This is a genomic window from Rathayibacter sp. AY1F2 (assembly GCF_002930885.1).
Classification (GTDB): domain Bacteria; phylum Actinomycetota; class Actinomycetes; order Actinomycetales; family Microbacteriaceae; genus Rathayibacter.
This window is the reverse complement of the sequence record NZ_PSVG01000037.1, coordinates 1-9,585: the sequence shown is the minus strand read 5'-3', so window position 1 is coordinate 9,585 and position 9,585 is coordinate 1. Positions and strand designations below refer to the sequence as shown.

Here is a 9,585-nt window from a genome sequence, read left to right as displayed (position 1 = left end):
ACGTCTCTATCCGCCGGTACTAACCACCCCGTTCCTCACGTCGACCGCGCGGACGAGCATGTGAGAACGACCCCTACCGGCCGTCCGGTCGACCATCCCCATACGGACGCCTCGATCGGCGGGCGGACCTCTCGCGGTTGCCTAGCAAGCAGACCGTCCTCACTGGCTAGTCTTCGCTCGTGACCTCTCCGGCCTTCGCGATAAACCTCGACCGCGCTCGCTTCCGAATCGGTGTCTTCGCGGTCGTTCACTTCGCACTCGCCGTCGCCCTGGTCCCGTTCACGCTGCTGCACTACGGCAACCTGATGCACCCGGCCTTCGATGAAGCACAGGACCTGCGCGATTTCGGACCAGCCGTGCAGTGGGCAACGCTTGGCGCATGGGTGCCGGCCCTCGTGACACCCGTCGTCGCCTTCATCACCGTCCGCCGACTCGCTCACCCTCGCCAGCGCTACTGGATCGTGCCGATCATCGGCATCGCCGCTTCCGTGACACTCCACTTCCTGCCGTACCTCTTCTTCGAGACGCCGCAGCTACCCACCGGCGGCTGAGGGGGGCGATAGCTGCGCCGACTAGTGACCGTGCAGGGATCCCCATACGGGACGCGGTGCTGAACGCTGTAGGCGATCGAATGGTGTCGCAGGCTGGCTACACGAGACCGTGCCGGTGGGCGAAGGCGACGAGCTGCAGACGCGAGGCGAGTCCGAGCTTGCTCAGGATGCTGGATATGTGGCTCTTGATCGTGGATTCACTGAGGTGCGCGGCGGCTGCGATCTCGGCGATGCTCCGGCCCTCCGCGGCGGACGCGAAGATCTCCTTTTCCTTGACCGAGAGCGCGTTGAGAACTTCGGGCGTCGTGGTCGACGCCGAGGGCAGGTAGTCGCGCACCGGCAGGTGCTCGGCGGCGCCGGCGACGACGGTCCGGCCGGCGGCCACTGCGCGGATTGTTCCGAGGAGCAGTTCGGTGGAGGCGTCTTTCACGAGGAAGCCGGCGGCGCCGGCGGAGAGAGCCTGCGCGATCGCGCTGTCGTGCTGGTGGGTGGTGAGGATGATGACGCGGGTGCTGATGCCGGAGTGCTGCGTGAGACGTCGGGTTGTCGAGATGCCGTCGAGGACGGGCATGCGCACGTCGAGGAGCAGGACGTCTGGATTCTGCTCGAGCACCAGCTCGATGGCGGCGGCTCCGTCGTAGGCGGCGCCAGCGAAGTGGAGGTCGGCTTCTGCGTCGATCAGCATTTCCAGCCCTGAGCAGAACAGGAGGTGGTCATCGGCTACCGCGACTCGGATCACGTGCCGCGCTCGGGATCCGGTGCCGGGATGGAGGCGGTGACGACGAAGGAGCCGTCGCCGTCCGTGCCCTCGGCGGTGAGCCACCCGCCGGCGAGCTCGGCGCGTTCCTTCATTCCGGCGACTCCCATCCCGGAGCCGACTGAGGGCTCTCGCCCTGGTCGCCCGTGGGAGGTGACTTCGAGCAGGAGCGCGGTTCCGTTCCAGAGCAGCCGGACGAAGGCGTTGGGGCGATCGCCGCTGTAGCGGAGCGCGTTGGTCAGCGCCTCCTGCACGATCCGGTAGACGGCCAGCTGCTGCCCCTCGGTGAGCGTGAGCCGTTCCCCGTCCTCCGCGAAGCCGACTGTCAGGCCAGCGCTGTCGAAGCGCTCGATGAGGTGCGGCAGCTCGCTGAGGGTCGGCTGGTCGAGGGTGACGGGGCTGGGTCCGATCGACTCGATGAGCATCCGCACTTCCACGAGGGAGGAGCGCGCGACGTCGGAGATCACTCCGAGGGACGCCTGGGCGCGGCCGGGATCGGCTCGGACCAAGCGCGCGGCGCCGTCGGCCTGCGCGAGGACGATCGAGAGGGACTGAGCCATGATGTCGTGCACATCCCGCGCGATACGAGCACGCTCGGAGATGAGGTTCAGCTCACGTCCGGCGTCCTCGAGTCCCTGCGTGAGGACGCGCTGCTCCGCGAGCAGCCGCGCTCGTTCCCGGCGGACCCGGAAGAGGTGACCGCCGGCCCACGCGAGCACCACGACTCCAGCGAGCACGGCGGCGAAAACCGGTCCACCGGTCGGCAGCGCAAGTGCGCACCCAGCGACGACGAGTACCACGGAGAGCAGCCATCTGCCGCGCGTCATCGTCTGCGCTCCCGTGCGCGCGGCGATGTAGGCCACTCCCATCGCGGAGGGCCACAGCGTCCCCGACTCGTAGTCCAGCAGCAGAAGCGAGACGGTCACCATGACCGCAGCTGCGCCGGCCGCGATCCACGGTCGCCGGACACCGATGGCGATGACCAGAGCGATGAGAAGGAGGACGGCGCCTCTCGTCAGTCCGTCCGGCCCGGCGAGACGGCCGGCTTCGGCGGACCACCAGAAGCCGACGAACGCGACAGCGACAGCGACGTCGACCGCGCGCAGCGGGATTCGGCGGAGAAGACCTGACATGCCACGACGCTAACGGGCCGCCTCGTTGGCGAGCGCGGACAGATGCATCTTTCGTCCGAACGGACGAGAGGACGTGACTGTTCAGCTGAGGACTCCACGTCCGGCCGCGCCTTCACTGGAGACACGACGCACCTGAGACCCACCCGCAGCCGCGTCCTCGTCAACGCCGACTTCTGAAAGGTCATCATCATGAGGCTCCACCGATTCCCCGTGGTCGCGCTGCTCGCGGCCGTTCCCCTCGCCCTGACCGGTTGCTCCCAGAGCGCCAGCAGCGCAGCGCTCACCCCCGATCCGTCCGCCCACGCCTACCTCGACACGGAGTCCGGAGAGATCGTCCTTCCGCTGACCGAGTACGACTTCTACGGCCCCGCGTCCACGCTCGCTCTCGCGAACCACGCCACCGACATCGCCTTCGCGAAGTGCATGAACGAGAAGGGCTTCGCCTACTCCGCGGCCTCCGTCGAGGACGACACCGCATCGCGGTTCGGCGATCGCAGCTACGGGATCTGGAACGAATCGCGGGCGCGTCTCTACGGCTACGGCGCAGCGCCGTCCGCCATCAACGCCGCGTTCGAAGCCGACCGGGCAGCGGGAGGCGATGCATGGGAGGCGGCCTACGAGGAATGCGCGATGCAACCGGATCCCGAAATCACGAGCTTCACCCCCGACAATGCGGAGCTCACCGAGTCGCTCGTTCCTCAGATCCAGACCCTGGCGTACAACGCGGCCTCCGCCGACCCGGCCTGGCAGCAAGCCCGCGAGGCGTGGTGGCAGTGCCTGCGAGAGGAAGGGCTGGAGCCCCGCACCGGATCGGGCGACTGGAGCTCGGTCGAGGCCAACGAACTCGCATCGAGAATGGGCGGAACGTCGGCAGACAAAGCGGAAGAGATTCGCATCGCGACGACCGAAGCGCGCTGCAACACCGCGACGGGCCTGACCCAGACGCTGGGCGACCTCGAGGCGTCATACCAGGCGCCACTGATCGCCGCGAGCCAGGACGCCCTGGACGAACTGAAGGCGAAGAACCAGGACCGTCTCGCCGCGATCCATGACTACATCGCCCGCAACAGCTGAGCGGCAGAGCAGCCAGATCGCCCAGGCGGGTCGACCCGGCTCAGCGCCCGGTGAGCGATCCCCTTACGGGACGAACCAGATTGCCCCGCGGGAGCCGACATGAGCGGTGAGCCGTCAGGAGGTGCTCTGCGCCCCACGCACGGTCAGGAACCAAGCCGTATCGCGATCGGCGTCAGTTGTAGCCACGCCGACGAGGTCGATCGGATCGGTGCCGAGGAATGCCGGGTCGATGTCGAGCGGTCCGTCGCCGCAATCGACGGTTTGGACAGTGGTCTTACCCGTCGTCACCGTGCCGGTCTTGGAATCGGAGTCGAGCTGCAGTTCGATTGTGCCGTCCCCGAAGCATTCGAAGGTGATGGCGCTGGGCAGCTCTGGTTGGTCGAAGACAGCCTCCAGCCGATCCCCTTCCTGCCCAGCACTCGAATCGGACGACAGCACAGCGAGGAAGGGACTACCCGCGTTGATGTCAGCCTGACGGTCCGAGCGCCACTGAGTGAGCTGCGCGCGATCAACTGGCTCCGGCGCGCACGCGGTCATGGTGCCCACCACGGCCAGCAGGAGCGTGAGTGCAACCGAGTGATGACCCATCTGCCCACCCTACGTCTGGCCGGGTGAGGCCGAGCGGCTCGTCGTCCCGACCGGCCGAAAGTGTCGCACCGAGCGATCCCCATACGGGATGTCCTGCTCCGGGCAGGTTCCGATTCACCGTCGTGGTGCCATTTCTTCGGTAGAGGCGATCCTCTCTCCGGAGATGTCAACCTGGACCGGCGCGGTGCTGTCGAGACCTTCGGGTGCATCGAGCACGAAGCTCCACAGCGCGGCGTCCTCCTGACATCCGGCGGGGTCGACCTGCTGCTTCGTCTCGATCAGCAGGCGGTCCGGAGCCAGGACTTCAATCGTGACGGGGACGACCGGGCAGTTCCCACTTCCCGTGAGGGTCAGCTCAAAGCCATCTCCGTCATCGAGCCAGCGGACCCGACTCGCCTCGAATGCCTCGACACCACCTCGATAGAAGGAGCGATACACCGCCCCTTCTGGAGCTGGCTCACTCGACCCCAGCCCCGGTAGCCTCTGCGGCTCGGCACGTGCGCAGCCGAGCATCAGCAACCCGATCCCACAAAGCCCGACCACCATCACTGCACGCCCTCGCATGCGCGACAGCCTAAGCAGCGCGTCCGGTCGCAGGAGCGATCCATGACCGCAGAGATATCCCCGACCGAACTCGCTCTCCGCGGTGGAGCCGCTGCGTCAGAATGCGTCTCTGACCGACCCCTTACGGGACGGCCGCGCTCCGTTTCCAGGGCTCGACTACCTGCGCCGAAACGCTCCATACAGCGCGCCGAGGACGATCAGACTGCCGATTCCGACGAGGACCCAGGTACGAGGATCCTCGTTGACGCTGGTGCACACGCCTGGCGAGTTCACGTACTCCGCGCAGCTACCCGAACGGTCACTGGCGAGAAAGACCACCGCGACGAGAGCAACGAACGCGATCGCGAGCCACCACCACCGAACGCGCCGCCGAACCAATGCACCCATGGCCAGACTGTACGACGACAGTGCTTTGTTGAGGAGGTGGTCAGGTCTCGATGGTTCATCGATGTGATCACCTGCCGCTGGCCTCTACCGGCGGAGGCGACCGGTGCCAGAAGGTGACAGGAGCGTTAAGTACCCCTGAGCTGTCCCCACCCGAAGAAGCTCTCCGCGATGAAGTCTTGAAGGTCGCTCTGCACGGCTAGAGCGAGGACCGACAGGGGGGCGCCGCTCTGAAGCTCTCGCGATGAGCCCGTCTCGTCGAGGACAGCCCACTGCGCGATGACACTGCCATCATCGAGGCGATCCGCAGGGCTCAGAGGAGAACCGTCCGGCCACTCTGCGAGCCGCACGAAGTGCAGCTGAAGCGACGAGCGTTCTTCCCCGTGCAGCATCTCCTCGAACACGGGAACGAGCGCCAGTCGCAGCTCCTCGATCGTCGTCACCGCACACCAACGCCGTCGAGGTAGACGTTCTCGCTGAGCGGCGTCCACGTCTCTTCCGCGCCCGCGCCGTCCGGGACGACGTGGACCGTGTTCCGACCGATCGTGGCGTCGAAGTCGCCGGCCCCGCAGCTCTGGTCCCACGTGTCTTCGTCAGCGAAGCTCGTCAGGCACGTCGTATCTGGATCGCTCGTGCGCGCCAGGAACAGCGATCGGTCTCCGACTCGGCTGACGAGCCGGGAGCTGGTCTCGTCCATCTCGGACCAGGAGGCCTGCGGAGGGAGCGTCGGGAACGTATCGGCGTCGGTCGCTGCCCGGTCGAGGTCCGCGAAGGTGAGCAGCGGCCGCTCGGTAGTGGTGAAGCACCCGCTGAGCGAGGCCGCGACGGCGGCAGAAACGACCGTGGCGGCGAGGGTTCGAGCGGTCACCCTTACGATGCTGCGCGGTCGACTTGTCCAGGTCACGAGGTCAGCCTAGGAAGCGCGGGACCAAGGCGCGCCCTTTCCGGAAACTAGGGTGAGGGGATGTTCCCCGAGCTCGGCACCGCGTTCCTCGCGGGCGCGCTCGCTCTGCTCTCCCCCTGCGCTGCACCGATCCTCCCCGGCATCGTCGGCGCCCTCACCTCGACAGGGAACGGACGTGCTCGACCGTCTCGGCAGGTGTGGTCGATCCTCGCGTTCGCGGTCGGTGCCGCGCTCGTGCTGATCGGGTCGGTGGCGCTGCTGCTCGCGTTCGGCGCGAACGTGAACCTCGCTCGGCCGCCGTACACGTTCATCGCCGGCGGACTACTCATCGCCGCCGGCCTCTATTCCCTCGGCGTCCTCCGGATCCCGTGGATCACGAAGACCTCCACCCCAGGCGGCTCGGCCGCGAAAGCACTGCTGCTCGGAGTCAGCTGCGCCGCCGTCTGGTACCCCTGCCTCGGCCCGTCCCTCGCCATCGCCTACGGCCTCGCCTCCAACATCGACACCGTGGGACTCGGCGTCGCGCTGGGGTTCGTCTACTTCCTCGGCATGCTCACCCCGCTGTTCCTGCTCGGACTCGTCCTCGCCCGCGCAGCACGCTCACGCCGCCGGCTGCGCCGCATCGGCGCCTACGCCAACAAGGCCGTCGCCGTGCTCCTCATCGCGATCGGCGTCCTCGTCATCACGGGACTCTGGAACTCCGTGTCGCTGTGGATCGTGGACAACTCAAGCTGGTTTCCCACCCTCTGACCTTCGGGTGGGAAGTGTCGCACTGGGCGATCCTCATACGGGACTCGCGATTCCAGTAGGTAGCTTGACCGACCCGGCGACCACCGGTCACCGAGCCCGTGAGCGAAGCTGCCGCAACGTGTCCTACTGTCACCACATGAGTGCGTCGTCCAAACCCTCGATCTGGCGGAGGATCGCTCGCCTGCTTCGGCTCGGATTTGTAGACGTCGAAGCCTGGACGGTGAGCAGAGCAGTCTTCGGGGTGGTGTTCGGCGCGGTCTTCGTCATTGTTGGCCTCGTCACGCAGGAGCGCTGGAGTATCCCGTTCGGCATCGGGCTGGCGATCGTGTCGCTCGCGGTCTTCGTCGACTGGCGTCGCGAGCGGGAGAAGTAGCACTCACATCCATCACGCCCGGAGCGGACGCCCGGTCGACCATCCCCTGCCGGACGCCGAATGATCCTCGGACGCCATGGCGTCTCGCAGGACTGGCGGAGCCTGCACCTAGCCTGAGCAGATGGAAGCGTCAGTCGATCTCCTCACGCGACGCCTCCGGCTGCGTCGACTCACAAGAGACGACGAGGCGGCGGTCATGTCATATCGGGGCGACGCCCATGCCTCCCGCTTCCTCGGGCACCCGCCGCTGACGGAGGGGCAGTACATCCCCTGGTTCGAGGAGCGAGACATCGAGTGGGAGCTGCGCGAACCAGGTCACCGCCGCTTCTACGGGATCGAGATCCGAGCGTCGAGGATGCTCGTCGGTGATGCCGTCCTCATCCGATCCGCGGATGGACAGCAGGGCGAGATCGGCATGTTTCTCCACCCCGACACGGCCGGCCTGGGCTACTCGCTCGAAGCGGGCGCCGCCCTGCTCGACATCGGGTTCGGATCGCTCAACCTCCATCGCATCGTCGGGCGCGCCGCAGCCCACAACCGCAGCTCCGTGCACGCGATGGAGCGGATGGGCCTCCGGCGAGAGGCCCTGTTCTTGCAGAGCGAGAAACGCGGAGAGACCTGGATCGACTCAGCGGTCTACGCGATCCTCGCGGCCGAGTGGAAGCGGCCCCCTCGGAGCTGACCGGCTGACCATGGTCTTACGGACGCTTGATCAGCCGGTCGTGGACGTGTCGAGTGCTGCGGCGACGGAGGCGCGGATCGCGTCGTAGTCGGGGTCTTCGGGATTGACGTCCGGCGGGGTGAGTTCGATGGATCCGATGGGCTGCGAGCGGGTCTTGAGAGCGAGCTGCACGAACCCGCCGAGCATGCCCTGTGGGATGTCGGTCTGGACGACGTTCGAGCCGGCATCCGCGATGGCTTGAAACTTCAGCAGCACGTTGGCGGGGGCGAACTGGGTGAGGATCGCACCCTGCACTTCACGCTGTCGTTCCATGCGGTCGTAGTCGCCGCGAGCGGATCCGTAGCGGGAGCGGGCGTAGGCGAGGGCGTTGTTGCCGTCGAGGTGGTGCTTGCCGGGCTTGAGCCAGCCGTTCACTCCGACGAGCTCGCCAGTGTCGGGGTCGAGGACCCCGCCGAAGGGCAGGTCGTCCTCGCCGGTGTAGTCGATGTCGATGCCACCGAGCGCGTCGATGAGGTCCGCGAAGCCCTGCATGTCGATGAGGGCGTAGTACTGAATGGTCATGTCGAGGGCGCCTTCGGCCGCATCGCGCATCGCCTCGATACCGGGGGCGCTGCCCTCAGCTTCGGCGTCCGGGTACAGCTCGGGGCTCTTCAGCTCGACTTCGGTGTAGATCGAGTTGAGCATGCACGGGTCGACGTTGCACTCGTTCCAGAGGTACCCGTCCGGATAGAGCTCGGCCATCGGTGATCCCTCCCGGAACGGTACGTCCCGGAGATCCCTGGGGAGGCCGACGATGGTTGCTGCGCCGGTGCTTGCGTCGATCGAGGCGACGGAAATGCTGTCAGGGCGCAGACCGTCACGGTCCCCGCCGGCGTCGCCGCCGAGCAGAAGGATGTTGTAGCGGCCGTCGACGGGCGCGGCCATCTGCCCGTCCCCGAACACGTTCGAGAGCAGCCCGTGGGAGATCCCGATCAGGTGGCTGCCATAGCCGGCCGTCCCCACCGACACCAGGAGGAGCGCGACGGTCGCTGCACTCAGCGCGGCGCGCGCTCGCGGCGCGACTCTCACCAGGCGGGCCAGCCTCAGGGTGTCGAGAGTGAGCACGAGCCAGAACGCCGCGTAGCCAAGGAGCAACGCCTGCGCGACGATCAGTGTCCCGTCGAGGGCGACGAGCGAGTAGAAGACCGAGGGCAGTAGCAGGAACAACGCCAGCGTCAGAGCCAGCACCGTCCAGAGCGCGAGGGTTGCTGCAAGACCGAAGCGCCCGAGGCGCCGCGAGCCGGCGAGGACCTGCGCCGATCCGGGGATCAGCATATTCAGGCCCAGCAGCCACCAGCCGCGACGGGTCATCACCGCTCGCGACGCCGTGTCCGGGTATCGCATCGGCGGTCGTCCAGCCAGGCGGTCCTTCGTCACTTCTCCGCTGCGCACGACGCCCTCTCTGAAACCGACCACTCACCGTAAGCCGCCACCCCTCACCTGCCGCCTCGACGCGCTGCCTAGGAGCCACGTACTCCGCGCCGTCGACGCGGCGTCGAGGGTCGGCTTCGCTGTGGTGGTTGCTTCTAGCGAGGATCGAGGCCCTGGAACGTGCTGGGGAAGTTGTCGAGCCAGCGCCATCGGTCGATCGGCCACGTGATCGCGACGGCTCGGCCGGTCACGTTGTCGATCGGCACGAAGCCCTTGGAGGGCGTGCCCTGTTGGAGGCGGGAGTCGGCGGAGTTCCCCCGGTTGTCGCCCATCACCCAGAGCCCATCGGCAGGCACGGTGACATCGAACGGGATACTCGACGCGGCCGGGGCGTTCTCGCCGTCCTTGATGTACG

14 protein-coding genes are annotated in these 9,585 nt (G+C 67.2%); 5 read left to right on the top strand and 9 right to left on the bottom strand.

Features of this window, described 5'->3' with window-relative positions:
• Window positions 1-179 precede the first annotated feature (179 nt).
• The gene (locus tag C5C54_RS17050) at window positions 180-551 is read left to right on the top strand and encodes a hypothetical protein (RefSeq protein WP_104288860.1); all 372 of its coding nucleotides are present in this window, start codon (window positions 180-182) and stop codon (window positions 549-551) included.
• A 97-nt stretch (window positions 552-648) separates the two neighbouring features.
• On the opposite strand, the gene C5C54_RS17045 is transcribed toward C5C54_RS17050, so the two are convergent.
• Both C5C54_RS17045 and C5C54_RS17040 read right to left on the bottom strand, forming a co-directional pair.
• Window positions 649-1,290: a response regulator transcription factor gene (locus tag C5C54_RS17045; RefSeq protein ID WP_104288859.1), complete on the bottom strand. Its 642-nt coding sequence runs from the start codon at window positions 1,288-1,290 to the stop codon at window positions 649-651.
• Window positions 1,287-2,441 (bottom strand): sensor histidine kinase, encoded by a 1,155-nt coding sequence (locus tag C5C54_RS17040; protein WP_104288858.1) that lies wholly within the window; start codon window positions 2,439-2,441, stop codon window positions 1,287-1,289. The genes C5C54_RS17045 and C5C54_RS17040 overlap by 4 nt, the downstream gene beginning before the upstream one ends.
• Before the next feature lie 210 nt (window positions 2,442-2,651).
• Between C5C54_RS17040 and C5C54_RS17035 the strand changes: the two genes are divergently transcribed.
• The gene (locus tag C5C54_RS17035; protein ID WP_104288857.1) at window positions 2,652-3,515 is read left to right on the top strand and encodes a hypothetical protein; all 864 of its coding nucleotides are present in this window, start codon (window positions 2,652-2,654) and stop codon (window positions 3,513-3,515) included.
• Between the two features lie 114 nt (window positions 3,516-3,629).
• Here the strand turns inward: C5C54_RS17035 and C5C54_RS17030 are convergent, their stop codons facing one another.
• The 5 genes from C5C54_RS17030 to C5C54_RS17015 all read right to left on the bottom strand — a co-directional run bounded on the left by C5C54_RS17030 (window position 3,630) and on the right by C5C54_RS17015 (window position 5,919).
• Entirely contained in the window at window positions 3,630-4,103 is a 474-nt protein-coding gene (locus C5C54_RS17030; protein ID WP_104288856.1) for a hypothetical protein, read from the bottom strand.
• Window positions 4,104-4,217: 114 nt separating this feature from the next.
• Window positions 4,218-4,541, bottom strand: coding sequence for a hypothetical protein (locus tag C5C54_RS17025; RefSeq protein ID WP_104288855.1), 324 nt, complete (start codon window positions 4,539-4,541; stop codon window positions 4,218-4,220).
• 282 nt (window positions 4,542-4,823) lie between these two features.
• Entirely contained in the window at window positions 4,824-5,054 is a 231-nt protein-coding gene (locus tag C5C54_RS17765; protein ID WP_146076642.1) for a DUF4179 domain-containing protein, read from the bottom strand.
• A gap of 125 nt (window positions 5,055-5,179) precedes the next feature.
• Window positions 5,180-5,494 carry a hypothetical protein gene (locus tag C5C54_RS17020; protein WP_104288854.1) on the bottom strand — a complete coding sequence of 105 codons (315 nt, stop codon included), beginning with the start codon at window positions 5,492-5,494 and terminating at the stop codon, window positions 5,180-5,182.
• The gene (locus tag C5C54_RS17015) at window positions 5,491-5,919 is read right to left on the bottom strand and encodes a hypothetical protein (protein WP_104288853.1); all 429 of its coding nucleotides are present in this window, start codon (window positions 5,917-5,919) and stop codon (window positions 5,491-5,493) included. Before C5C54_RS17015 ends, C5C54_RS17020 begins: the two co-directional genes overlap by 4 nt.
• 96 nt (window positions 5,920-6,015) lie before the next feature.
• On the opposite strand from C5C54_RS17015, the gene C5C54_RS17010 reads away from it, so the two are divergent.
• From C5C54_RS17010 to C5C54_RS17005, 3 genes are all read left to right on the top strand, one after another.
• Window positions 6,016-6,705: a cytochrome c biogenesis CcdA family protein gene (locus C5C54_RS17010; protein WP_104288852.1), complete on the top strand. Its 690-nt coding sequence runs from the start codon at window positions 6,016-6,018 to the stop codon at window positions 6,703-6,705.
• A 220-nt stretch (window positions 6,706-6,925) separates the two neighbouring features.
• On the top strand, window positions 6,926-7,078 hold the full coding sequence (locus tag C5C54_RS18105; protein ID WP_181127927.1) for a hypothetical protein: 153 nt from the start codon (window positions 6,926-6,928) through the stop codon (window positions 7,076-7,078).
• A 121-nt stretch (window positions 7,079-7,199) separates the two neighbouring features.
• Window positions 7,200-7,760, top strand: coding sequence for a GNAT family N-acetyltransferase (locus C5C54_RS17005; protein ID WP_104288851.1), 561 nt, complete (start codon window positions 7,200-7,202; stop codon window positions 7,758-7,760).
• Window positions 7,761-7,790: 30 nt separating this feature from the next.
• On the opposite strand, the gene C5C54_RS17000 is transcribed toward C5C54_RS17005, so the two are convergent.
• Together C5C54_RS17000 and C5C54_RS16995 are read right to left on the bottom strand one after the other, a co-directional pair.
• Complete coding sequence (locus C5C54_RS17000) at window positions 7,791-9,143, bottom strand: LCP family protein (RefSeq protein WP_258063365.1); 1,353 nt, start codon at window positions 9,141-9,143, stop codon at window positions 7,791-7,793.
• Between the two features lie 182 nt (window positions 9,144-9,325).
• Window positions 9,326-9,585: S26 family signal peptidase (locus C5C54_RS16995; RefSeq protein ID WP_219812224.1), on the bottom strand; the 260-nt coding region annotated here is incomplete at its 5' end.